This is a genomic window from Streptomyces sp. NPDC037389, from assembly GCF_040636475.1.
Classification (GTDB): domain Bacteria; phylum Actinomycetota; class Actinomycetes; order Streptomycetales; family Streptomycetaceae; genus Streptomyces; species Streptomyces hesseae.
The window spans coordinates 23883-48614 of record NZ_JBEZUS010000003.1; the positions used below are offsets into that span (position 1 = coordinate 23883).

At 72.9% G+C, this 24732-nt stretch carries 14 protein-coding genes; 4 read left to right on the forward strand and 10 right to left on the reverse strand.

Annotation, left to right across the window (positions count from 1 at the left end):
* Positions 1–50 precede the first annotated feature (50 nt).
* The 4 genes from mycP (AB0E98_RS06940) to AB0E98_RS06955 all read right to left on the reverse strand — a co-directional run bounded on the left by mycP (AB0E98_RS06940) (position 51) and on the right by AB0E98_RS06955 (position 6142).
* Entirely contained in the window at positions 51–1253 is a 1203-nt protein-coding gene (gene mycP, locus AB0E98_RS06940; RefSeq protein ID WP_361699427.1) for a type VII secretion-associated serine protease mycosin, read from the reverse strand.
* Positions 1254–2710: 1457 nt separating this feature from the next.
* Positions 2711–3133 (reverse strand): hypothetical protein, encoded by a 423-nt coding sequence (locus AB0E98_RS06945; protein WP_361699429.1) that lies wholly within the window; start codon positions 3131–3133, stop codon positions 2711–2713.
* A gap of 137 nt (positions 3134–3270) precedes the next feature.
* Entirely contained in the window at positions 3271–4644 is a 1374-nt protein-coding gene (locus AB0E98_RS06950) for a PQQ-binding-like beta-propeller repeat protein (protein WP_361699431.1), read from the reverse strand.
* 64 nt (positions 4645–4708) lie between these two features.
* A complete protein-coding gene (locus tag AB0E98_RS06955; protein ID WP_361699433.1) occupies positions 4709–6142 on the reverse strand; it encodes a PQQ-binding-like beta-propeller repeat protein in 1434 nt (477 codons plus the stop codon).
* Positions 6143–6290: 148 nt separating this feature from the next.
* Here AB0E98_RS06955 and AB0E98_RS06960 point away from each other — a divergent pair, with 148 nt between their 5' ends.
* Positions 6291–6572 (forward strand): DUF397 domain-containing protein, encoded by a 282-nt coding sequence (locus AB0E98_RS06960; RefSeq protein ID WP_361699435.1) that lies wholly within the window; start codon positions 6291–6293, stop codon positions 6570–6572.
* Positions 6573–6624: 52 nt separating this feature from the next.
* Here the strand turns inward: AB0E98_RS06960 and AB0E98_RS06965 are convergent, their stop codons facing one another.
* The 4 genes from AB0E98_RS06965 to eccB all read right to left on the reverse strand — a co-directional run bounded on the left by AB0E98_RS06965 (position 6625) and on the right by eccB (position 12758).
* Complete coding sequence (locus tag AB0E98_RS06965) at positions 6625–7926, reverse strand: PQQ-binding-like beta-propeller repeat protein (RefSeq protein ID WP_361699437.1); 1302 nt, start codon at positions 7924–7926, stop codon at positions 6625–6627.
* Positions 7927–8123: 197 nt separating this feature from the next.
* Positions 8124–9662, reverse strand: coding sequence for a PQQ-binding-like beta-propeller repeat protein (locus AB0E98_RS06970; protein ID WP_361699439.1), 1539 nt, complete (start codon positions 9660–9662; stop codon positions 8124–8126).
* A gap of 253 nt (positions 9663–9915) precedes the next feature.
* Positions 9916–11184 (reverse strand): type VII secretion-associated serine protease mycosin, encoded by a 1269-nt coding sequence (mycP, locus tag AB0E98_RS06975; protein WP_361699441.1) that lies wholly within the window; start codon positions 11182–11184, stop codon positions 9916–9918.
* 11 nt (positions 11185–11195) lie between these two features.
* Positions 11196–12758: a type VII secretion protein EccB gene (gene eccB / locus AB0E98_RS06980; protein WP_361699443.1), complete on the reverse strand. Its 1563-nt coding sequence runs from the start codon at positions 12756–12758 to the stop codon at positions 11196–11198.
* A 349-nt stretch (positions 12759–13107) separates the two neighbouring features.
* Between eccB and eccE the strand changes: the two genes are divergently transcribed.
* The 3 genes from eccE to AB0E98_RS06995 all read left to right on the forward strand — a co-directional run bounded on the left by eccE (position 13108) and on the right by AB0E98_RS06995 (position 18338).
* Positions 13108–14289 (forward strand): type VII secretion protein EccE, encoded by a 1182-nt coding sequence (eccE, locus tag AB0E98_RS06985; protein ID WP_361700488.1) that lies wholly within the window; start codon positions 13108–13110, stop codon positions 14287–14289.
* Positions 14289–15086: a hypothetical protein gene (locus AB0E98_RS06990; RefSeq protein ID WP_361699445.1), complete on the forward strand. Its 798-nt coding sequence runs from the start codon at positions 14289–14291 to the stop codon at positions 15084–15086. Before eccE ends, AB0E98_RS06990 begins: the two co-directional genes overlap by 1 nt.
* 276 nt (positions 15087–15362) lie before the next feature.
* Positions 15363–18338, forward strand: a complete 2976-nt coding sequence (locus AB0E98_RS06995) for an SCO5717 family growth-regulating ATPase (protein ID WP_361699447.1) — start codon at positions 15363–15365, stop codon at positions 18336–18338.
* Positions 18339–18412: 74 nt separating this feature from the next.
* On the opposite strand, the gene AB0E98_RS07000 is transcribed toward AB0E98_RS06995, so the two are convergent.
* Complete coding sequence (locus AB0E98_RS07000; protein WP_361699449.1) at positions 18413–19378, reverse strand: bifunctional riboflavin kinase/FAD synthetase; 966 nt, start codon at positions 19376–19378, stop codon at positions 18413–18415.
* Positions 19379–19430: 52 nt separating this feature from the next.
* Positions 19431–24491, reverse strand: a complete 5061-nt coding sequence (locus AB0E98_RS07005; protein WP_361699451.1) for a hypothetical protein — start codon at positions 24489–24491, stop codon at positions 19431–19433.
* Positions 24492–24732 lie beyond the last annotated feature (241 nt).

Here is a 24732-nt window from a genome sequence, read left to right on the forward strand (position 1 = left end):
GAATCGGTTCGTTTCGAATTCGCGCTTCGTGATCCGCTTCGGATCCCTTGCTATTGCCGTCGGCGTCGCGCCATCAATGTGGTGACCGCGACACCGGCGATCGCGACGACGCCGATACCGACGCCCCACGACAGAGCGGTGCCGCCGCCCTTGGCGAAGCCGGACTCTGCGGCGGAACGGCGGTTCGGGCTCGCCGATGACATCGAGTCACTCGAAGGTCGCGGTTTCGGCGAGGCGGATTCGCCTGCGGCGAGCAACGGGTTGACGTCAGCGGGGCCGGGATCGCCCTCGCCGTCCAGGAGGACCTTGCGGGGGCGGACAATACCGTAGCCGATGTACGGGCTCGGGATCTTGCCCGTGGTCGGCTTGCCGGCGGTTTCCAGCATGACCCGCAGGACCTGGTTGTTGGTCCAGTCCGGGTGCTTGGACCAGATCAGGGCGGCGGAGGCGGAGGCGAGGGCGGTGGCTTGGCTGGTGCCGCCACCATCGCAGAACCCTTCGCTCTTGGTGCAGCGGCCCGGGATGTTCTCCCCCGGCGCGGCGAGGGCCACGTTGCTGGCGCTGTTCGACCACTTGGTCACCGTGTTGGAGCTGTCGATCGCGCCTACGGAAACGACTCCGGGGATCGCCGCGGGGTAGTTGGGAAGATTACTCATGTCCCCATCGTTTCCCGAAGAGGCGAAGACCAGGGCGCCCTTACTCAACGCGTATTTCACTGCCGCTTCTGTCTTCGGCGACCGGCCCACGCTGTCAGGACCGCCCATGGAAATGTTGATGACACGAGCGCCATGGTCCACGGCGAATCGGATCGCTTTGTCATCGAGCGAGTCGTTGACATCCGCCATGAAATTGCCAACGGTTCGCACCGGAAGAATCTTCACTCCCGGTGCGAGCCCTTGGATTCCATTACCAGCTCCGGTCCCTGCGATCAGGGTTGCCATGTTCGTCCCATGACCGTCCTTGTCCGCATTCGCCCCTGACGGCTTATTGGATACATCCGCACCCTGAAGCACCTGCCCCCGCAGTTCAGGTACAGAGGAGTCCACGCCCGTGTCAATGACCGCGACAGTGATTCCCTCACCTCGGCTCGCCTGCCACATTTCCTCTGCCTGCATGCCATCGAGGTACCACTGCCGCGACCTCAAATCGTCCGCCATGGCTTGCGGCACAACGCTGCCCAGCGCCAATACAGCAGTCAGGAAAGGGAGCGTCACCAGAGCGTACGGCCGCGTCCCTCTGGACATGAATGACATGCGTAAGGAGTCCCCTCGGACTACTCGATGACAGGTGGGACAGTATCGCGTCGCCCGCGCGTCCAGGTCTCCTCATCCTCAGTGAGGTATCCAGGCCGACCGGCAGATGCCCGTCGGGCCGCTCCTGGTGTAGCGCCTCCCATGTGCGGGGTTACCGCCCCCGGTACTTGAGCCCCTCGCACGAGGCCCGAACCGCCAGGGGTGAATTCCGAGCGCGCACCCGGCGGCGTCTGGCCCAGAACCGAACCGCGCGGGCCGCCGACAACACCACCGGGCTCGGAGACCAGCCTTCGTCCCGTACCGGTGCCCTGCGCACCAGGAGGGCTACCGCTGACCGGACCGGAGTAACCTCCTGGCCCTGCGGGGCCACGACTCGTCAGGCCTCGTTCTTCGCCGACGACCGTGCCCCTCGGCAGTTTCGCGGCACCGGCCTCGCCTCCCGGGCGAGCCGGCGCCCCTCCCACGATCCCATCGTTCATACGTGGCCCGCTGGCGGCGCGTGGCAAAGCCACCTCTATCCCCGAGCGCCCAAAGCCCGGGCCTCCTCGCGCCATGTCCCCTCCCCTTCCTCGGCCGCCGATCGGCAACTGAGGCAGGGCAGGAAAGGGGCCGCTCGGCTTCTCGGACACCGGGGCACCCCCATGATGCTGAACGGCATCAGGCGTCGGTACAACTGTGTGCGATGACGGCAACGCGGTCGTCGAGTCGATATTCGTGCCCGAGGTCCAATCCGTGCCATGTGCCTCGGTCGCGGCCCCGTTCATAACAGGATGCGTGCTCGCATACGTCGTCTCGTGAGCGCGAGGAGCACTCGGTGCCGTCCCACTCAAACCGACCGAGGCGCTGGGTACGGAACCGCCGCTCCCACGGCTCCCTGCGCCGTCGCCCGCCAATCCGGTCGGCGACGGAGTCTCGTAAGGTCGTTCCCATTCGCCCGCAGGCGGGTTGAAATCCGGCGGCAGCACAAACCGCGGCTCCTCCAGCTTCCCCAGATCCGCCTGCGCCGTCCGGTAGTACGAATCCAGCGTCCGCATCGCATCCACCGCGTGCTGGCGGTCCGTCTCCGCTGCCTTCAGTCGCGCCCGTTCCTTCTCCGGGTCCGTGAGGCACACGGTTCCACTCGGCTTGGGCATGCTCGACCGGGCCTTGGTCAGGCCCTCGGACGCGTGGTCCATCGCCGAGCCGACCGACGAGACATAGTGCGCAAGCTTCGTGGTCTGCATGACCATTTGCTCGCCCCATTTACGAAAGGCGTCGCCGCCCTCGCCCTCGAGTCTGACGCGCCCGACGTGTTCCTTGAGGTCCCTGCTGATCCCGTCCAGATCCGTGAACGCCTTCTTGAGGGCCTTTCCGACCTCGCTCAAATGTTCCGGCTTGGCGTCGACCACCATGGCGTACAGCGCTTCGTGCGACTTTCCCTGGAATTCCGAGTCCGACATTCCTGTCTCGTCCTCCCCCTAGAGTCCGGTCCCGCCGGTGCCCGCAGGCGTGCCGGGTGCGGTGCTCCGGGTGGTCGGGCCGTGTTCGTACTCGTGCGTACGCTCCTGGATCGCCCGCATCCGGGCGGCCTCGTCCGCGTCGACGCCGTCGTAGCCGCGTTCGGCGATCACTGCGGCGAGGCCCATGGCTTCGACCTGGTCGCCGAAGACCTTGGAGAGGGTCTCCAACCTCGCGTGGACCGCGTCGTACAGCGCGGCCAGGCCTTCGGCCGAGCCGAAGCCCCTGCCGAAGGCGTCATGGGCGACCTTCTGGTCGCCCATGGACTTCGGCGAGGCCGCGGACTTCTCCAGGTCGGCCAGCACCTCGTCGATGCGGTTCTTGAACGTCGTCAGCGTCTCGGCCTCTTTGGCCAGGCGGCCGTTCGTCCCCCGGGCGTTCATCTCCAACTCCCCCTCCCCCATGCCCTCGTCACTGTAGTCACACCCTCTGACACACTCGAACCAGATTCCGCCAGGCGCACGTCAGGCATGCGTCAGGAAGGCATGCGTCAGGAAGGCATGCGTCAGGAAGGCATCCGTCAGGGCGCGGCGACCGCGACGATCACGTCCGTGTCCAGGGACTCCATCGCGCCCTCGTTGATCAGCAGCAGGCGGTCCCCCGCCAGCCGGGCGACCAGGCTCTTGGGGCGGGCCAGGCGCCATTCGGTCGCGCGGAGGTCGGGGGCGAGGCGGGTGGTGCGGGCGGCCTTGCCCGTGCGGGTGGCGACGTGGGAGAGCTCGCCGACGCGTTCCGGGGAGCCGGCGACGTAGACGGCGAGTCGGCCGTCACGGACCGCGACCGGGAAGGCGGTCCGGTTGGCGTCGGCTTTGTACGTCCATTTCTCTCGGCCGTTGGTGAGGTCGTAGGCGGCCGTCGATCCCTTCCCGGCGAGATAGACCGTGTCGCCGTCGACCAGGTATTCCGGGCATTTGCTCATGCTCGCCGAGCAGGCGTGGGAGTCGTGGTCATCGCGGAGCTCGATGCGGGAACGCTCCTTGCCGTCGGTGTCGCCGAGGGTGACCAGACGCAGCAGGCGATTCTGTCCGTCGCCGATGAGGAGCACGACGGGGCGCGTCGAGAGAACCTCGTCGACCTCCTCGCCTTCGCGGCCCTCCCAGGTCCAGTGAGGTTTGTCGAGCGCCTCCGGGTTCTGGGAACGCACCCGGGACTGCCGTTCGCAGCGGGCCACGGTCAGCATCCGGGAGCCACCGGCCGCGCCTTCATAGCGACAGGGCGCTTTCTGGGGCGAGTCCCCGATCAGTTTGCCGTCGGTGAGGCGGATGATTTTGGCGCCCGTGGCCCATGTGATCAGTCCGTGTTCGCCGCTCACCGCCACTTCCAGCTCGGCCTGCCACTTGTCGGGGCGGAAATTGTCCAGGTCCGGGTCATCGGCGCTGTGGAAGGCGATGGGCTGCGTCCAGAGCCGGACTCCGCGCCGGATGTCGATGACCGTCATCACGTCGCACACGCCCGCCGACTTGAGGGCGATGAGCACACGGTCGCCTCCGACGTCCCGTGATGACGCGCACAGCACGCCGTCGAGCACCAGCGACCACTGCTTCCTGCCGGACTTGAGGTCGTAGGCCGTCACCATGTCTGGCTCGGGCTTGACCACCGTGGTCGGCGTGAACCAGGCGCCGCGCGCGCTCTTCGCACCCTTCGAGGGTTCGGTGCGGGCAGTTTTCTTCCAGGCCAGGGCCCCTGCCCCGGCGCTGCCCGCGCCAGGGGCCGCCGAGGGTGCCCGGTCGTCGCCCGGACCGCCCCACAGCGCGTACGCGCCCCCGCCGCACGCGAGCAGGAGGGCGAGCACCAGGCCCGCGATCCAGAACTTGCGACGGCCCGTGGTCCGCTTCGGGAAATAGGAGGGCAGCGGCGGATGCGAGAGGTAGGAGGGCTGCTGCGGTTGAGGCATCGGTTTTCTCCGTCGGGAACAGCGCGGAATGCGGCTGACTGCTGCTGAGTCCTGCTGAGTGCGGTCAGCTGAACGACAGCAGCAAGTTCTCCGGCTTGTTGTTCGGTTCGCTGAAGAGGAAGAGCCGGTCGTCCTGGAAGTACACCTCGCCCATGAACGCGACGTTCCGCTCCTCTTCGGCGCTTTCCGCCGGCATCCGCTTGTACACCGTCGGCGATCCGTCGCGCGGGTCGAGCGTGACGAGCTTTCCGCCTTCTCCCGACTGGGCGATCTGGTAGACCAGCGGCCTGTCGCCGATGAATCCGATCGGCCAGCTGACCCGGTTCCCTCCGACCTTGTTCTCCCAGCGCTTCTCGCCGCTGGCCAGGTCGATGGCGATGACGCGGTTCTCCTGGGTGTTGTTCGACGTCTCCCGGCCCTCACTCGCCAGATAGACGGTGTCCTTGTCGACAATCGCCTGGCCCGCGTTGCCGTTGCCCGTCAGCGAGATGACGGCTCTGGTCCGCCCCTCCGGGCTGATGCTGATCAGATCCGTGGGGAAGTCCGCGTGCGGCTCCCCGCGGGCGACCGAGACGACGAGCGGATCCACGGAGGGAACGCCTCTGACCTCAAGGCCTTCCGGCGCCTTCCAGGTCCAGTCCTCCTTGCCCGTCTCCGGGTCGAGCCGCTGGACGAACTGCCGGTTGCCGAAGTTGCAGAGCAGTATGGACACCAGGGTCTTCCCGTCCGTCGAGGCACGGTTCTCCATGCAGTTGTCGCTCGACGAGAGCTTGGGATGATCCTGCACCTTGCCGTCACCGGCCGCGAAGGTCACCGATTCGCTGGAGCCCATGACCTTGACCTTGCCCCGGAGCATCATGATCTGCGGGTCGCCGTAGTCCGTGATCCTGGGATCGTTCAGCGGCAGGGGCTGGTCCCATTTCTTCCGCCCGCTGCCGAGGTCGACGGCCATGACGCCGTTGCAGTCGTTGCCGTTCTTCGAGTACATGACGGCCACCGTGTCGCCGTCGGGCTCGCGCGCGGCCGCGCAGAGCACTCCGGGCAGCGGGATGTTCCACTGCTCCTTGCCCTGCCGGACGTCGTACGCGGTGATGTCACGCGCCCGTGTACGGATGACGTTCCCATGGGTGAACCACACGACCGGCTTCTTGGGCGTCCCGTTGGCGCCAATGTCCTTGTCCTTGTCGGGGGTGCGGACGAGCCAGTCCAGGCGGGTTTCGACACGGGCCGGTGCCGGCTTCTTCGCCTTCGGCCCGGTCCTCTTCTCGTCCCTGCCCCAGAGGAACCATCCGCCGCCGCCCAGGCCCGCTATCAGTAAGAGCGCGAGGGCGACGAGCAGGGCCTTTCGGCGGCGGCCGACCGACGGTCCGCTCCCCTCGTCCCCTCCCCCGCCGAAACCGGGAGGCGGCGGTCCGAAACCCGGTGGGGCCGGGGAGCGGCGGCTGATGTCGGTGTCCCATATCTGAGGAGTACGAGACGGGGGTGGTGGTTGGGTCATGGAATGAACCCCTTTCTGCACGTCGGATATCGAATCGATCGATGGACAGGTGGCCGAACTCCCGCCTCCGCGACCCCACCGGTTGCTAGCGTCGACCGCAGTGCCTCGCACCCATACCGTCGGCTGATCGGAAGAGGAGCCCCGCGCAGTGGCCACTGAAGAAGAGAAGGAAGCGCTGTACGCCATGGACATCTCGGGCGCCGAGTGGCTCAGCGCCCCGGGTGACACTTCCGAGGTGCGTGTGGAGATCGCGTATCTGGAGGGTGGCGCTGTCGGGATGCGGGCCTCCAACGACCCGGACACCGTGCTGCGTTACACCGCCAGCGAGTGGGAGGCGTTCGTTCTGGGGGTGCGGGACGGGGAGTTCGACATCGACGTCGACGACAGTGGTGAGGCCGTGGCCGGCACCGGGGCCGACGTCAAGGAGTGACGGGGGGTGTGGGGCGCGCCTCAGCGGGGCGCGCCCCACGCCGTACCGACCGTCACGCGTCCGGAGCGCTGATCGCCAGGATCATGCCGTCCTCGTCGCTGGCGACTCCTCCGTCGACGATCAGGAGAAGGCGCTCGTTCACCAGACGGGGGAACGTCACCTTGGCCATCGTCGACTCGTTCTTGCGGTCCTCCTCACCGTCCGAGTGCTCGACCACGCGCGCGACCTTGCCGTCGGCGGTGGACACGTAGTCGAGCCGACCGCGGCGCTCGGCGCTCGCGGGGACGTAGGTGGCCAGCTTGCCGTCGCGGACGGCTGTGGGCACGGTGACGCGGTTGGCGTCGCTCTTGTAGGTCCAGCGTTCCTTGCCGGTGGTGAGGTCGTAGGCCATGGTCACGCCCTGGCCGGCGACGTACAGGCTGTTGCCGCCCTTGTCGACCAGCGCTCCCGTGCAGCCCGAGGTCGAGAGGAAGCACGCGCCCAGTCGCCAGTAGCTGTTGTAGGCGACGCGCGTCTTCTCCTTGCCGGTCGCCGGGTCCAGTACGACGAAGTCGTACCGGCTGTCCGCGCCGCCCTTCCCGGGTGACTGGGAGAGGACAAGCGGGTCCGTCGAGATGACGGACACGAAGCCGTCATTGCGCTTGAGGGACGAGCTCCACTTCGGCTTGTCCAGCTTCTTGGGGTCGAGCGAGCGGAGCTTGATCTCGCTCTCCCCGCAGTAGGTGATGGCGATCAGCTGCATGCCGCCCGCCGTGTCGGCCCATTCGCAGGCGTCCTGCTTCCGCTGGTCCACGCGCTTGCCGTCGGTGAGGCGGCGGGTCTGCTCGCCGTCCTTCCAGGTCGTGTAGACGTGGCCGTCGTGGAGGGCGAGATGAGGGCCGGACTTGCCCCATTTCTTGGGGTCGAGGTTGTCGCCCGCGTCCTTCTCGTCCATGAGCAGTTCGTCCCAGACGCGATGGCCGTCGCGCAGGTCGATGGCCTTGAGGTTCATACAGTGGTTCCCGAACATGGCGGCGATGACCGCCACGTTCCCCTCGGATTCCCGGGAGGCGGCGCAGAGCGAGCCGGTGAGGAGGAAGGACCACTTCTTCTCACCGGTCTTGATGTCGTAGGCCGTGACGACATCCGGCTCGGCCTTGACCACGAGCGTCGAGGTGAACCAGGTGCCCAGGGCCTGCCGCATTCCCTCGTCGGGTTTCACTCGCGCCTCGGCCAGCCAGGCGACCGATCCCGCCGCGGGAGCGTGGGCGGCGCCGTTCGGGTCCTTCGGCTTCGACCGGCCGTCGCCCATGAACGACCACAGCGCCCAGCCGCCCGCGGTGAGCAGGAGGACGATCACCAGGCCGATGAGCACGGCCGGCCCTCGCCATGGCGATCGGCGGGGGGTGAAGTTCCCGCCGAGGCTGGAGACGGGGCGCGGGGTGGTGGATACGGACGGTGGTGTCATCGGGGGAAGTGGTGCCGACGGCGGCTGGTGTGGATAGCCGTATCGGGGTGGTTGCGTCACTGACTTGGCTCCTGGATTCCGTTTCTCGTTCTGGCACGCACTCGTCAGTGGAACGACATCATCATCGTGCTGTGCATCAGGCCCTCGTTCACGACCAGGTAGAAGCGGCCGTCGTGGAAATAGGCGCTTCCACTGCGGGCGAGGCTGAATTCCTGCTCGTTGGACTCCTGGGGAAGCCGCATGAAGTCGGCGGGCTTGCCGTCGGCCGGGTCGAGGGAGAGCAGCTTTCCGCTCTCGTCCTTCGTCGCCTGCTGGTAGACGAGCAGGCGCCCCTCGTGCATGGCCACGGGACGGTTGCCCCGGTTTCCGCCGAGAGGGGCGGTCCAGCGCTTCTTGCCCGTGATCAGGTCGATCGCGACGATGGCGTTGACGTTGACGCCGTCGACGTTCATGTCGGCACTCTTCATGGGCAGGTAGACGGTGTCACCGTCGACCACGGCGCTGTGGCAGCTCGTCAGTTCGGTCTTCCAGCAGTCGCTGAAGTCGTACGGTCCCGCCGAGATGGATATCAGGCTCCGCAGGTGGCCCTTGTCGTCCAGGCTCACGAGGTCCGAGGGGTCGGAGTCGTTCTCCCTGCCGACCACCAGCAGCGCGGGCTCGACGGAGAGGATGTTCTGGACGGTGAGCCCGTCCGGGACCTTCCAGATCCATTTCTCCAGATCGGACTTGGGCTGCGTATTCATGACGAATATCCGCCCGAAGGGCTGGCACTGGGCGAGGACGAGCTGTCGCGAGCGGCCGGCGACCGCGCCGTACTCCCGGCATCCGTAATCCCGGGGCTTCTGCCTTTCGCCGTTCCCCACGGCGAAGACCTTGGGAGGGCCACCCGTGTCCGCCACCGAGATGAGGCCCCGGTCGATGCTGATGCTGGACCCGTCGTGGGGGCCGCTGAGGCCCCTTTCGTTGGTGAGCTGCTTCGACCAGAGGGCACGGCCGTGCTCCACGTCGACGGCCATCAGCATGTCGCAGGCGTACTGGTCCTTGCCGTGGATGATCGCGGCGATGCCGTCGACGGCCTTGGGGGAGGTCTTGCAGGCGTAGCCGGGGACCGGGACGGTCCAGCTGGGCTTGCCCGTTTCGGTGTTGTACGCCGTCACCGCCTTGCTGGTGGCCATGATGGCGTTGCCCTTGGCGAACCACAGCGGGGCCATCTGCTTCAGCCCGTGCTCCTTGTCGGCGTCCGGCACCGGCGCCATCCAGTCGAGTGTGGCGCCGACGGCCCGGGCCGGACCCTTCGACTTCGGGGCGGGATCGTTTCCGCTCCGGCCCCACAGCAGCCAGCCGCCCGTTCCGGCACCGGCGACCAGCAGCAGCCCCAGCCCGATGGCCAGGGCCTTGCGGCGCTTGCCGTTCCCGCCCTGGCCGGGCGGGCGGGCCGTGACGGTGGCCGCCGACGCCACGGCCGCCGCGGCGGGCCCGAACGGCTGGGGCGCCGGCCCGAAGCCGGACGCACCCGCCGGCCCGCCTGTCGGTACGGCTCCCGGCGGCGTCGGCGGAGTGCCGGGCCCGTCGAGGCGGGTGGCCGCCCGGTCCTGCGGTGGCAGCTCCCCGCCGTGCGGTGGAAGAGGTGGTGGCTGAGTCATGGATTCCTATCTGCGGTGCCGCCCGCCCTGGCGGGCGGCGAGAGGATACGGCTGCGACTGTGCGCACGGCTGTGCCTGCGAGGACGGCGCGCGTCGCGACCACGCGAGCGAGTGGGGCCGTACGGCCATAAGCGGAGCCGTAGGAGCCGTAGCGGTGCCTGCCGATACGGCCGCGGACGCCGGCAGGCCCTGGTGCGCGGTCCCGGCTTCGGCGGCGGCCGGCAGGCGTCGATCCGTATGGTCACCGGCACGCTCATGACCCCGTACGGACGCGGCGGCGGTTGCGGTCGCGTACGACGACGGCGGAGCCGGCGATCGCGGCGACCAGCGCGGCGGTGCCGCCCAGGGCGTAGGTGGCCAGGCGGGCCTGTCGCTCCCTCGGGGTCTCGCCCAGGGGGAGGGCCGCGGGTTCGGGGGCGGCGACGGGGTGGGCCGGGCCGCCGGGGGCGGTGACGCGGTCGAGGGGGTGGTCGTCCTCGGTGAGGGCGCGGGCGGGGTCGACGACGCCCCAGCCGATGTAGCGGTCGCGGCCGGCGGACGGGCGTTCCGCGGTCTGCTCGATCTGGGCGACCACCTGGTGCTGTTTCCAGTCGGGGTGTTTGGCGCGGATGAGCGCGGCGACCCCGGCGACGTAGGGGGCGGAGAAGCTGGTGCCGTGGTCGACGCACTGTCCGCCGCCGGGGACGGTGGAGACCATGTCGACGCCGGGCGCGGCCACGCCGACGAAGTCGCCGGACTGGGAGAAGGGCGCCCGTTCGTTGTTGCGGTCGGAGGCGCCGACGGCGAGGACGCCGGGGTAGGCGGCCGGGTAGGTGGCCTTGGCCTGGCCGTCGGCGCCGTCGTTGCCGGCCGAGGCGACCACGACGACGTCGTGGGCGAGGGCGTACTGGACGGCCTGTTCCAGGTCGGAGTCGGGGCGCAGCCGGGTGGCGGTGTCCTGGGAGATGTTGATGACGCGGGCGCCCGCGTCGGCGGCCTGCCGGATGCCGACGGCGAGGGTGCGGGAGGTGCCGGTGCCCTTCTCGTCGTTCTGCCGGATCGGGATGATGACCGACTCCGGGGCGATGCCGACGAATCCGCTCGTCGGGGAGGGGCGGGCGGCGATGATTCCGGCGACCTTGGTGCCGTGGCCGACGGGGTCGACGGTGGGGCCCGCGGGCCCGGCGGGTCCTGGTGCCGGGCCGGGCCCCTGACCGCCCGGGTCCTTGGCGCCGGTGAGCAGGTCGGTGCCGCTCCTGGCGTCTACGGCGTCCTTGAGCTGCGGGTTGAGGTTGTCGACGCCGGTGTCGATGACGGCTACGCGGACGGGGTTGCCGCGGCTGTCCCTGCCCCGGGTGTCCTGCCAGAGCTGGTCGAGGAGGACGCGCTGGAGAGACCAGGGGGTGCCCTTGATGGGTTTGGCGGGGTAGGTGCACTCGCCGCTTCCGTCGAGGGCGACCGGGGCCGGGTAGGCGGGAGCGGGCGCCGCCCCCGTGGCGAGGGCGGTCAGCAGCGTGGCGGTGAGGAGGGCCTGCGTTCGCATACGGACGCTCCTCACGAACCCTGTGGCTGCTTGGCGCTGTTGGTGTCCAGCCGTGGCCCGGTCGGCAGGAACTGGGACCAGTTCGCGGGTACGGGCACGGGGTCGACGTCCTTGTAGCCGAGCCGGACGCGGGCCTGGTCGGCCTCGGGCACCGTCGGGCCCTCGCCGGGCCGGGCCCCGTCCGGCTCCGCTCCGATCCTCGACTTGTCGGTGGCGCTGTCGTTGTTGGACTGCACGGCGTAGCGCAGGCCGGTGTCGGTGACGAGGAAGACCGCGCCGCTACGGGTCTGGCGCCCGGTGACCTGGCGGTAGAGGAGGCCGGAGCCTGGGGTGACATAGGCGCTGGTGGCGCCGTCGGGGATGGTCGCGGGGTAGTCCTTGCCGGTCCAGACGCCGAGGCCGGGGGTGCCGGAGGCGTCGAGGCCGCCGAAGAGGGCGCACACGGTGCCGCCGCCGGCGAGGGGGTCGCCGGCGCCCGCGAGGCGGGGCACCTGGGCGGGCCAGTGGTCGCCGCCGTGGAACTCCTCGGCGTCGGGGGTGAAGTCGGCGGCGCTCACCCGCTCGGGGGCGCCGGCCTGGCCGAGGGGGGCGAGGTCACGGCTGCTGAGGAGGAGCTTGGCGACGAACTCCGAGACGCGGGCGACCTTGCCGGGCAGCACGACGTAGTGCTGGGTGGTGGCGCCCGTGGGGGCCTGGAGGATCATGCCGACGCGGTTGGCCCCGGTCTTGAGGGTGGGGACGCCCGCCGGTTCGCCGACGCGGCCGCCGACGGCGGGGACGGTGATGGGCGTGCCCTCGCCGAGGGTGCCCAGCCACTCCTTGGTGACGTGCTGGGGCTGGGCGCCGTCGGGGAAGAGGGCGCGGAGGAGGACGCTGCGGTCGGCGGGGTCCTGGTGCTGCCAGTCGGGGCCGCCGATGAGGTAGCGGGTGCCCTTGGGGTCGACGAGGTAGCGGGCGTCGTCGGGCCCCTGGACGTAGAGGGCCTGCGCGCCGCGCAGCCGTCCGGCGCCGCCGAGCGCCCTGGCCTTCGGGTCGTTCGCGGAGAAAAGGAAGACCGCTTTCTGCGTGGTTTTCCCGTTGCCCCCGGGTTGTTGGCAGACGGCCCACTGTTTCGGTTTGCCCGCTTGGGCCGCCGTGGGCATTCGGTCCGGTGCGTACGGAATGCCGAGAGTGGGGCCGCGCGGAATATGCCCGTCGTCGAGCTCGGATTCCCGGACCTTGATCACTCCAGCCTTGCCGGGGGCGAGGAGCAGCCGGGCGGAGGCGAGATTGAGGACGGGGTGGAGCTGCTTCCTGCCGTCCGTCTTCAGTACGACGTAGCGGGTGGTGGAGTCGCTGCCGACGATCACATGGCCGGCGACGTCGTCCCATCCCTTGGGCGCCACGGGCCGGAACACACCCCACGCGCCGAAGCCGGCGACGAGCAGGGCGCCGATGACGACACCGGGCAGGACCGTGCGCAGCGGACGCGGGGCGCCTTCTTCGGAACCGGTGGGCGAGGGCTGAAGAAAAGCGGCAACCGTCCGTTTCTTCGCGAAGGTGTAGGCGTTGAGTTCGTCCCGCCGTGATGCCATCTCGAGCTGTTTCTCCCCCGTTTTCGCCGTGGCTTCCCTCGGTCGCCCGGCGCGGCCCTATCGGGTCCGGTGTCGTACCGAGCCTCTACTATGCCCGTAAGTGATCGACACCTGTCGCCGGGGGAGGGTTCCCGAGGCGGCATCCGATTTCCCGGCGGTGCATTCCGGGATGTGCGAGGGGGCTTGACGGGTCGTGGCTGCCATGACGCGCGTACGGGCCGGGAGGGGTCCGGATTCCGGGAGGCGTCCGGAGTCCGGTGCGCGGACCGCCGGTGCCGGGGGTACAGCCGGTGCCGGGGGTGTCGTACCCCGGCCGGCGCCGGGGCACGGGACGCCGGGTCCGGTCCGGCTGCCGCAGCTGGTGCTGCTGGAGCTCGCGGCGGCCGTGGTGCTCGCCGGCTGGGCCGGTGGGCGGGTGGCGCTCGTCCCGGCCGTGGTGGTCGCGGCGGTGCTGGTGGCGCTCGCGTTCGTACGGCTCGGGCGGCGGCCCGTCATGGAGTGGCTGACCGCCGTGGCGGCGCTGCGGCGACGGGCGCGGCGCGCGGCGGCGCAGCCGGTGCCGCCGGGTACGGATCCGCGTCTGGCACCCCTGGTGGAGTGCGAACCGGCGCTGTGGACCGAGTCGTTCACCGATCGCGACGGGCAGCCGGTCGGCCTGGTCGGCGACGGCACGTTCCTGACGGCCGTGCTGCGCGTGGACGCCGTGGACCGGCCGCTGCGGGCCGCGCGGACCGAGCGGGCGCTGCCGCTGGACCTGCTGCGGGACGCGATGGACGTGGACGGCGTCCTGCTGGAGTCGGTGCAGGTGGTGCAGAGCACCCTGCCGGCGCCCGCCCCTCATCTGCCCGCACAGGCGCTGCCCGCGCGGAACTACGCGTTGCTGCACGAGATGAGCGGCGCCCCCGCGGTACGGCAGACCTGGGTGGCGCTGAAGTTCGACCCGGAGCTGTGCCCGGAGGCCGTGGCGGCGCGCGGAGGCGGCGCCGAGGGAGCGCGGCGCTGTGTGCTGCGCGCGGCGCGGCAGTTGGCCAGCCGGCTGCCGGGCGCCGGGTTCACGGCGACGCCGCTGTCCGAGGAGGAGCTGACGGCCGCCCTCGCGGCGGCGGCCGACCTCAATCCGGCGGCCACCGCGCAGGCGGGCCGTGCCGGCACGCCCGGGCGGCGCACGGCGGAGACCTCGCGCGCCTGGCGCTGCGACGACCGCTGGCACTCGGTGTACTGGGTGAGCCGCTGGCCCCGGCTGGGGGCGGGCGGCGCCGGTCTGCCGCAGTTGGCCGCGCTGCTCACGTCGCTGCCCGCGCTGTCGACGACGCTGAGCCTGACGCTCGGCCGGGGGCGGACGATCGAGGGACGGCACGCGCCGACACTTACCGGGCATGTACGGATATGCGGGCGCAGTGCGGATGGATTGGGCGCGGTGCGGCGTGAGTTGGAGCGGGCCGCCCGGGCGGTGAAGGTCGGGCTGGTCCGGCTGGACCACGAGCAGGTGCCGGGCGTGCTCGCCACGCTGCCGCTGGGAGGGACGCGTTGATGAACACTCCGGTGACGGCACCGCCTGTAACGGATCCTGCGGGGGCGGCCCGGGCCGCGCCGGACCCGGCCGTGGCGGCCCCGCAGCCCGCCCGCCGGGCGCGGTTCGGCTTCGGGCTGCTCGGGCCGCGCCGCGGGCGGCACGAGCTGGCGCCCGACGAGTTCGCGTCGCTGGCGCTGCCCGTGGGCGACGACGGGGTGGTCATCGGGTCCGACGAGCAGGGCGCACCCGCCGTCCTGGGCCTCGGGCGGCCCGTCCCCTACGACATGGTCCTGGTCGGCGGCGCGTGGACGGCCCAGGTCATCGCGCTGCGCGCGGTCGGTACGGGGGCACGGGTCGCCGTCGAGACCGGACGGCGGCAGCTGTGGACGCCGCTCGCGCAGTCGGCGAACAGCGGGCAGCAGTGCGTCACGCTTCACGACGTCGGCCGGATGCCGCCGCAGGGGCCGTCCGTGCACAGCCCCGTGCTCGTCGTCCGCGACTGCGGGGCCCGGCCGCCGCGCGGCCGTACGGGCCCGGCGCCCTGGCAGTCGGTGCTCACCCTGCTCCCCTATCCGAGCCCCACCACGCCGCGCCTGATGACCCAGGCGGACCTGGTGGGCGTTCAGCGGGTGTCGCCCGACGAGGCGCGGCAGATCGGCCGGACGATGAGCCTGCCGCCGGAGGACGTCGAAACGCTGTCCACGCTCCCCGACGGCGTCACGCTTTGGTGCACACGTTCGTCACGAATGTATGTCACCACCCGGCCGACCGAGCCGGAGACGGGTCTGCTGGGCGCCGCCCGGCGCATGGAGTGACACCCGGCTCCACCGGCGTGGGAGCGGTGTCGCCGCCGCCGCGCGGGGAAGCCTTGCCGCACCGAGGGGCGGGTGGTGGGGCGGGGGCGGGCCTGCCGCGGAGATGCGGATGACGATTAGTCTGTAAGAACGTACGCACGCACTGGAGAACCCGACGCCGGTCCTGTCCTGCGACAGATGGGGAAATCCGGGCGGTCGGGGCGACAGTAACGGTCGGCCCCGCCAGCTGAGTCCACCGAAACCCATGGGCAGCCGACCACACCAGCAGGAGGCATTGTGAGCAGCGATCGGGACGAGATCCGAGCGGCCGGGAAGACAGCCGGCGAGGACCGGTCCGACGCCGAACACGGTCCGGGGTACGAACACGAGCCCGAGCACACGGGCGAGTTCACCATCGACTACACACCGCCCGCCTGGTACACGCAGAGCGCGCCGTCGGCGGCGCCCGCGCCCGCACCGCCGGTCGCTCCAGTTGCTCCAGTTGCTCCGGTCGCGCCTGTTACTCCCGTTGCGCCTGTTGCGCCCATTTCGTCCGCTCCGAGCGACGAAGAGGCGCGGGCCGCCACGGCTCCGGCGGCCGCGCCGGCCGAGGCCCCGGCGCCCGCGTGGACCCCGCCTCCCGCACCCCAGGTCTCCCTGCCGCCACTGCCGCCCGACTTCCCGCCCGCGGCCCAGCAGACCGCTCCCCCGGCCGCCTGGCCGCCGCCCCCGCAGGCGCCGTACCCGGCCGTGCCGGGTCATGGGATGCCGCACCCCGAGGCGGACGTGCCGGTCGCGGTCCAGGGCGCCGGCGCCGGGGAGCCGGCGGACGCCCTGGCGGCGGAGAGCGACGCGCCCGTCGGTGACGAGGCCCCGCAGCCCGTGTCGGACACGTCGACCGCGTCGGCTGCTTCGTCCCAGGACGAGGACGGCACGGTGAGCGACGCCGGTACGCGGCAGGCCGTGGACGCATCCCCGGCGGCCCCCGCGGCGACCGGTGACGTTGCCCCTGCCGTCCCGGCCGGCCCTGACAGCGTGTCGGCTGCCACTCCGTCCGGTGACGGCATTCCGGGCGCGCCGACCGGCGACAGCATCCCGCCCGTTCCGGGCACGCCGGTCGTCCCCGACATTTCCGGCGCACCGAACGCTCCCGCCCCGACCGGCCTCGACGGCGTGCCGGCCACCGCTCCGTTCGGCGAGGACACCCCGGCCGTCCCGGGCACGCCCGTCGTCCCCGGCATTCCCGGCGCGCCGACCACTCCGGCGCCGACCGGCTTCGAGAACGCGCCCGCCACGGCTCCGACCGGTAACCCCGCCCCCACCGCTCCCCCGGCCCCGACCACCCCCGCCCCGACCGGCCCGCACGGCGTGTCGGCCGCCGCCCCGATCGGTGACGCCGCTCCCGGCGTGCCGAGCGCACCCGCTCCGACCGGCGAGACCGCCCCCGGCGCGCCCGACGCCCCCGCCCCCTGGGGCGCCCCCGTCGCGCCCGCTCCGTACGGTGTCCCGGGCGTGCCGCCCGGTCCCGTGCCCGTGGCGGAGGTGCCCGGCGCGGTACTGCCGCAGCCGGTCCCCGGCGCCCCCGTGCCGCCCGGCATGCCCGGTGCGCCCGGCATGCCCGTTCCCAACGCCGCCCCGCCGCAGGCCGGTTACGGCTACCCGCGTCCCGAGGGGGCGCCCGTGCCGCCGTCGTACGACGGCTACGGCTACCCCCGGCCGGACGGCGCGGCCATGCCGCCCGCGCCCACGCCCCTGCCCATGCCCGCGCCCCAGGACGGCTACGGCTATCCGCGACCGGCCGCGCCCGCTGAGCCCAACGCGTACCCCGGCGCGCTGCCTCCCACCGCCGCGCCCGGGCAGCCGCAGCCCGGCGTGCCCGGCATGCCCGGGGCGTACGCCCAGCCGGGCGCGCCGGTGCCCGGTATGCCCTTCCCCGGCGCCGAAGGGGCGGCGGCCCACCAGCCGCAGCCCGGCGCCCTCCCGCCGGCCATGGACCCGGCGGCGTACCCGGGCGCGTACCCCGCCCAGGCCCCTGGCCAGGCTCCCGGTCAGGCCCCCGGCCGGCCCGGTGTCCCCGAGGTCCCCGTCGACCCCCGGGCCGGCGGCTGGCCGACCGTGACGCCGGAGCAGCGCCAGCGGTCCGTGCACGGCGCGCCGCTCGGTTTCACGGCGGCGGTCGAGCTGTCCTCGGAGCGGCTGCTGAAGGCGAAGCAGAAGCCGAAGAAGCAGAACCCGGCGGCCCGCTTCAAGTTCGGCGCCAAGAAGGAGGAGGCCGAGCGGCAGCGCAAGCTGGAGCTGATCCGTACGCCCGTCCTGTCCTGCTACCGCATCGCGGTCATCAGCCTCAAGGGCGGCGTCGGCAAGACGACGACCACCACCGCCCTCGGGGCGACGCTGGCCACCGAGCGCCAGGACAAGATCCTGGCGATCGACGCCAACCCCGACGCCGGTACGCTCGGTCGCCGGGTGCGCCGGGAGACGGGCGCGACCATCCGCGACCTCGTCCAGGCGATCCCGCACCTCAACAGCTATATGGACATCCGCCGTTACACGTCCCAGGCGCCCTCCGGACTGGAGATCATCGCCAATGACGTGGACCCGGCCGTCTCCACGACCTTCAACGACGAGGACTACCGGCGCGCCATAGACGTGCTGGGCAAGCAGTACCCGATCATCCTCACCGACTCGGGCACCGGACTCCTCTACAGCGCGATGCGCGGGGTCCTCGACCTCGCCGACCAGCTGATCATCATCTCCACGCCGTCCGTGGACGGCGCGAGCAGCGCCAGCACCACCCTCGACTGGCTGGCCGCGCACGGCTACGGCGAGCTGGTCTCACGCAGCATCACCGTGATCTCGGGGGTCCGGGAGACCGGAAAGATGATCAAGGTCGAGGACATCGTCTCCCACTTCGAGACGCGTTGCCGGGGCGTCGTGGTCGTGCCCTTCGACGAGCACCTGGCCACCGGCGCCGAGGTCGATCTGGAGATGATGCGGCCGAAGACCCGCGAGGCTTACTTCCACCTGTCCGCCATGGTCGCCGAGGACTTCGTCCGCGCCCAGCAGCAACAGGGCCTGTACGCGGCGCCCCACCAGGCCCCGCCGATGCCGGGCGGCTACGCTCCCGCTCCCGTTCCCGCGCCGGCTCCCGAGGCGCAGTACAACCCGTACGGCCAGGGCATGCCCCCGGCGCAGCCGAGCCCGTACGCCCAGCCCCAGCAGACCCAGCAGCCGCCCCAGCCGGACGGCTGGTCCCTGCCGCCGCAGCAGTAGGCGCGTGGGAAAGCGGAGGGCCCCGGGCGCGATGTACGCGCCCGGGGCCCTCCGTCGTATCGCGGTATCGCGCCCTAGCCGGCGACGACCGCCGCCTCGTGCGCGGCGACCAGGTCGCGCGCCTGCTTCACGTCCTGGGCCATGCGGTCCAGCAGCGCGTCGATGGACGCGAACTTCTCCATGCCGCGCAGGTACGCGAGGAAGTCCACGGCCGCGTGCATCCCGTAGAGGTCGAGGCCGACGCGGTCGATGGCGTAGGCCTCCACCGTCCGCTCGGTCGCGTCGAACTGCACGTTCGTCCCGACCGAGATGGCGGCGGGCATGGCCTCGCCGTCGACGGTCAGCCAGCCCGCGTACACCCCGTCGGCCGGGATCGCGGTGTGCGGCAGGGTCTCCACGTTGGCCGTGGGGAAGCCGAGCTCGCGGCCGCGCTGGGCGCCGCGCACGACGACGCCCTCCACGCGGTGCGGCCGGCCGAGGATCTCCATGGCGCCCGCGACATCGCCCTCGGCGACCAGCCGACGGGTCAGCGTCGAGGAGAACGGCAGCCCGCCGCCCGCCTCGCCCGAGACGAAGAGGTCGATGACCTCGACGTCGAAGTCGTAGGTGCCGCCGAGCTCCTTGAGGAATTCGACGTTGCCCGCGGCCCGGTGGCCGAAGCGGAAGTTGGGGCCCTCGACGACGAGCTTGGCGTGGAGCTTGTCGACCAGCACCTTGACCACGAAGTCGGCGGGCGACAGCTTCGAGAACTCCGCCGTGAACGGCAGGACCAGCACCGCGTCCACGCCCAGCTCGGCGATCAGCTCCGCGCGCCGGTGATGGGGCGCCAGCAGCGGCGGGTGGCTGCCGGGGCGCACGACCTCGCTGGGGTGCGGGTCGAAGGTGACCACGACCGAGGGAACGCCCAGCGACCTCGCCCGCTCCACCGCACGACCGATGATCAACTGGTGCCCGCGGTGCACGCCGTCGTACGAGCCGATGGTGACGACGCTGCGCCCCCAGTCCTGGGGGATGTCCTCCAAGCCACGCCAGCGCTGCACTGTCCCCGCTCCTCGCCCGAACCCGAACCTTTGTCTGTCTGATGACGCAGGTCTAAGAGTGCCATGCCGGTTGGCGGCGTCCCGCATCGGCCGGTGCGGTGCCGGTCACGTCGGCTGGGTGCGTGGGATCCGACGCGCCCCCCTGACCCCCTCCACCCCCCTTCTCACGCCCCGCGGTCAGGCGGATACGGGCGCTCGGGCCCACGACCACGGCCCACTGGGCCGGCGCGGATTTCAGCCAACCGCGAACCTGGCCGCCGAAGACCGGGATCTCCCGGGCGAGCTGGGTCAGTCTCCGGTCGAAGCAGGCGGCGCCCTCGGGCGTACGCGCCATCAGCAGGCCCGTGCGGTGCACGAGGTCGCGGGTGCGGGCCTCGGTGCGCTCGGCCGCGCCCGCCGCCACCGCGCGCAGCAGGGTGTCGAGGACGGTGGCGTCACGGTCGTACGGCCCGTACTCCTCGCGCTCCATCAGCACTTCGAGCAGCTCCTGGCGCAACGGGCGCGAGGTGGCCGTGCCGGGGTCGGCGAGCACGGGCGCGAGGGCACGGCGCACCTGGGGCGTCCCGGTGCGCAGCAGGTCGACGACGAGCGGGAAGAGGACGGAACGGGTGGTGGGGCCGCACTCCAGGCGGCGGTCGACGAAGTCGGCGGCGTTGGCCGCGCCCTCGGGGCGGTGGTCGACGTGCTCGCGCACCAGCGTGGTGATCCGGCGGGCCAGGGTGGCGGGGGTGGAGATCCCGGCGAGGGTGCGCAGCACGGCGGCGGGCCGCTCCCCCGGCTCGTACAGGCGCGCCCGGAAGGCGTCGAGCACCTGGTCGGGGTGGGTGCCCAGGGCGGGGGCGAGCACGTCGGGCGGGAGGTCGGGCTCGCCCGTGGCGAAGCCCGCGAGGGCCTGCGGGAGGTGCCGGGCGCGGGTGTCGGGGTCGCGGACGAGCAGGGCGAGCGCGGTGCCGTGCAGGGTGCCCTCGTCGGGCCGCTCCAGAAGGGCGAGCGCGGCATAGCGCAGCAGCTCGCGGTCGGCGGACGTGACGACGTGCGGGGCGGTGCGCAGCGCGTACGCGGCGGCGGCCACGTGGCGCTCGACGCGGTCGTCGTGGGCCCAGCGGTCCACGGCCCGGCACAGCGCGGACGGCTCGTCCTCGGCCAGGGCGGCCAGCAGTTCGTCGGCCCGGGGGTGGGCGGCCTCCACCAGTGCCTCGGTCAGGTCGTCCACGGCCCGGCGGCGGTGGGTGTGGAGGAGGGCCTGGGCGGCGGTGGCGACGGTGAGGCGGACCCTGGCCCCGGCGGGGGTGATCTGGAGGGGGCGCTCGTCGGCGAACCAGCGGCACAGGAGGGGCTGCGCTGCGCAGGGGTCGGCGGTGAAGAGGGTCACGACGGCGGTCAGGAACCGGTCGGCGAGCGCCGCCGCGGCGTCGCCGGACGTACGCCGGCGGGCGGGCGGCGCGGCCGCCGCGGGGCCCTTGCGGGCGGGGCCGTCGGCGGGGTCGCGCTCGCCGCCCTCGCCGCCTTCGCCACCCTCGTCGGGCATGGCGGGCGTGGCGGGCACCTGCGGTTCCTGAGGCTCTACGTCAGCCTCAGCCTCTGCCTCCGGCTCCAGCTCCACCTCCAGCTCGATGGACTCGATCGGTTCGTCCGGCCCGGCGGGCTCCTGGGCTCCGCCCGGCTCCTGCCCGTCGGCGGAACGGGTCCGGGCCCACGCGTCCGACCATCCCTCGCTGTACGGCACGCCGGGTTCGCGGGGCTCGTGGGGTTCGTACGCCCCGGGGTGGGCGGAGGTGTAGGAGATGACGCGCTCCTCCTCCGGGACGGCCTTCCGGGGGCGCCCCAGCACCGGGGAGCGCCCGGCACCGTTCCACGCCTCCCCCGCGCCCCGCGCCTGGCCGGGAACACGCGCCGCCCGGCCACCCCAGGGGGCGCGCGCTTCGCCGTACGCCCCCTCGTCCGCCGGCCCGCGCCCGTTGGCGCCCCGGCCCTGTCCGGGCATCCATGCCGCGCCGCGTCCCCGGGCGCCGCCGGACGCGCGGTCCGCCCGGCCGTTCCCGGCGGCCCCGCGCCCGTCGGCCCAGTCGGACGCCTCCGGCTCGCCCCCACCGCTCCCCGCGGCATGCCAGGCCGCACCGGCGCAAGCCGCCGCAGGCCCCCCGCGCCGGGCCCCCGCCCGGGGCGCTCCCCGCTCTTCGCCGGTCCGAGCCGCGTCCGTGATGCGGCCTGCGGCACCGGTATCTGCGGCGGCAGCCGCCCCGGACGTCCCACCTGCATCGTCCGACTCACTGATACCGGCACCACAGCCCCCGTCCGGCGCCATGGCACCGCCTTGCCCCGGGACCCGCCCTGCCGTGCCGGGTCCATGGACACGGGTCCCGCCCGAGCCACCACCCCTGACCCCGTCCGCGCCGACCCGGCGCGCACCGGCCCCGGCCGCACCGCCAGCAGCGCGCGCCCCCGCGCGCCCCGCACCGCGCCCGGCCCCGCCGGACCCGAGGGCCCCCTCCCTGTCTCCCTCGTCTCCCTCCCCGTCTCCTCCGGCCCGGGCCGCGCTCCCGCGCGACTGCCCCGGCACGGCCGCCCGCGCCGTCCCGTCCGCCGACTCCGCCGACGGCGGGGCCGACAGGGCCGCCGCCTCCGGCATGACACCCGGGGGCGGGCCGTCGGCCGGGATCAGGACGCGCAGGAGCTCCAGCCGGTCGGCGAGGCCGAGTGGCAGCCGCAGCCAGAACCAGGGGCCGAACTCCGCGAGGCCGCCCAGCGTGCGCCCGGCCTCGCCGTCGAAACCGCCGACGGCCAGGGAGCGGGCCGTGACGCGCTCGGCCAGGAGGCGGAGCACGCCCAGGTACGGCGTGGCGTCGGGGACGCGCAGCAGTGTCTCGCCCAGGAGGTGCGCGGCCCACCAGGCGGGGTCGCCGAGGCGTCGGCCGGCGCCCTCCTCCTTGGCCTCGGCCTCCACCGCCCGCTGGGAAAGGGTCTCGATGGCGTGGACGAGGGCGCTCAGGCGGCGGGAGAGCTCCGTCGGGCCCGAGCGCCGGGCGAGCAGGAGCATGGACTGGAGCACCGGCCCGATCCGGTGGCGCGGGACCGGCAGCGGGCGCGGCGGCTCGGCCGGGCCCCCGCCGCGCTTACGGCGGCCCTTCGCGCCGCCGCGGCCGGCCGCGGAGCCGGGCGGCGGCGGCACATGGCCGCCCGGCGTGGGCAGCGGGCCCTTCCCTCCCGTGCGGGAGGGAAGCCGCACGGCGGCCTCGGCGGGCGGGCCCGCCGGCTCGTACCAGCGGTGCACCAGCGCGTAGAGCGCGGCGTCGAGGTCCAGGTGGGAGCCCTGCACCCAGTCGGCGAACTCCTCGTGGGCGAAGCGGTAGCCGGAGCCGGCCGGGACGAGCAGCCCCTCCGTGAGGACGGCGGAGGCCCAGCCCGTACGCCAGGGGAACAGCTCCTCGAACGCCTCCCGCTCCAGCTCCCCCTGCCCCGGGCCGAGGCAGCGCCGGGCGGCCTCGTGAACCTGCCCGGCCACCCGGGCCGCGAGCCGGCGGACGGCGGGTCCGCGCAGCGGCGGGCGGCGGGACGCGGCCAGGCGCACGGCGATGCGCAGACAGATCAGGTCCAGGTAGGCGGAGAAGACGCCCCACCGGTCGGGGGCGGCCTCCCCGGTGCCGCCGGCGCCCACCGTGCCGTCGGGCAGCGCCGCCCGGACCTCGGCGAGCAGCCGCAGGGCGAGGGGGTGGGCGGCGTCGGCGGGGTCGACGGCGCCCGGGGGGATGCCGTAGGAGGCCCGGACCTCGGCGGCCTGGGCATGGGTGAGCCCGGGCAGCCGGGAGCAGGGCGGCAGGGCCCGGGGACCCGAGGGCGGGGGCAGGGCGCAGGGGCCGCCGCCGGGGCGGTGGAGGACGCCGGACGGGAAGAGGGCGCCGGCGGTCTCCCAGTGCTCGGGGCGGCAGGCGACGATCAGCCGGGAGGAGGTCTCCTCCAGCCAGCGGACGGTCGCGGCGGTCCAGGCGGGCAGGGCGTGGGCGAGGACGGGCGGCATCTCCTCGGGCCCGTCGAGGAGGACGAGCAGGGGGTGCCCGACCCGGCGGGCGAGCCCGGCGACGGCCTCGGGAGTGGCGGCGGAGGTGTCCCCGATGGTGCCGACGGGGCCCGCCGAGGCGGTGACGATGCGCCCGGCGGCCTTGAGGGACCGGGCGACGGCGTCCCGGACGCTCTCGTCGCCCACGCGCAGGTCCGCGCCGCGCAGCCAGAGGGTGGGCGCGGGCTGGGCGCCGCGCGCCCGGCGGCCGGCGAGCGCGCCGAGCTCGGTGGTCCGGCCCGTCCCGGGGTCGCCCACGAGGCCGAGCACCAGGGCATCGCTCTCCGCGCCGGGCTCCCCGTCCAGGAAGCGGGCGAACTCCCGCTCGGTCTCGGGGCGCTCCACGGGGTCGCGCCAGACGCGCGGTGTGACGACCGAGCCCAGGGCGGTGGCGGTGAGCTGGAGGGCGCCGGCCAGATTGAGGTCGGAGCCGAAGGCGGGGACGGTGGCGGAGTTGCGGTCGAGGAGCTCCGCGAGCGCCCCGCCCGGGCAGGACGCCGCGGCGGCCCGGAGCGGGATGGCGAATCCGGCGGCCCGGCGGTCGGCCTGGAGCGCGGTACCGAGGACGGCGACGACCGCCCCCGTACGGGCGTCGAGGACGGGCCCGCCGGTGGCCTCCTCGCCGAGCCGCAGCCCGGAGCGGCCGGACAGGGACAGCTCCAGCGCGGCGCCGAGCAGATGGAAGCGGTCGGTGGCGGTGTAGGTGACCGGGACGTCGCCGATGATCCGCGCGTCGTACCAGCGCCCGGCGCGCAGCCGGACGTCCTGCTCGCCCTCGAAGCCCACGGCCGCGGCGACCGGCAGCGGGGGGACGCACAAGCCCTCGGTGCGCACCAGTGCCAGGTCGTACTCGGGCAGTGGCGTGACGTTCTCAGCGCCGACGACGCAGGTCAGATCGCCCGAGGCGTGGAGCACCAGCCGGGCCAGTCCATCGACCGCCTCATGGCTGGTGATCAGGGTGCCGCGGTCGTCGGCGAGGAATCCCGTACCCCGCTCGCGCCCCGCGAGGTCGCGAATGCGTACGAGTGATTCCTCGGCATCGGTCCGCCGACCGTTCATCTCCGTCGAACCTCCCCGGCGTGCTGGTCCCCACGACGGTAGGCAGCGGATGATCGGCGAAACCAGATCACATCCTGAACGCGCCCCCTTCCACCCCCCTGGTTCACTCCGAGCGCCTGCCCGTTGGGGTGAATCATCCGTCCCGGATGGATAGAGACCAGTGGGAGGGGGACCGTGGGGCGGGGAGGCGTCGTGACGACGCGCTCCCCGCCCCACGGTGGGTCCGGCCGGGGCCGGGAAA

Excerpts from the sequence above, each read along its gene's own strand:
- AB0E98_RS06955 (WP_361699433.1), bottom strand. The coding sequence starts at position 6,142 with ATGACCCAACCACCACCCCCGTCTCGTACTCCTCAGATATGGGACACC.
- mycP (WP_361699427.1), bottom strand. The coding sequence starts at position 1,253 with ATGTCATTCATGTCCAGAGGGACGCGGCCGTACGCTCTGGTGACGCTC.
- AB0E98_RS06990 (WP_361699445.1), top strand. The coding sequence starts at position 14,289 with ATGAACACTCCGGTGACGGCACCGCCTGTAACGGATCCTGCGGGGGCG.
- AB0E98_RS06945 (WP_361699429.1), bottom strand. The coding sequence starts at position 3,133 with ATGAACGCCCGGGGGACGAACGGCCGCCTGGCCAAAGAGGCCGAGACG.
- AB0E98_RS06950 (WP_361699431.1), bottom strand. The coding sequence starts at position 4,644 with ATGCCTCAACCGCAGCAGCCCTCCTACCTCTCGCATCCGCCGCTGCCC.
- AB0E98_RS07005 (WP_361699451.1), bottom strand. The coding sequence starts at position 24,491 with ATGAACGGTCGGCGGACCGATGCCGAGGAATCACTCGTACGCATTCGC.
- eccB (WP_361699443.1), bottom strand. The coding sequence starts at position 12,758 with ATGGCATCACGGCGGGACGAACTCAACGCCTACACCTTCGCGAAGAAA.
- mycP (WP_361699441.1), bottom strand. The coding sequence starts at position 11,184 with ATGCGAACGCAGGCCCTCCTCACCGCCACGCTGCTGACCGCCCTCGCC.
- AB0E98_RS06970 (WP_361699439.1), bottom strand. The coding sequence starts at position 9,662 with ATGACTCAGCCACCACCTCTTCCACCGCACGGCGGGGAGCTGCCACCG.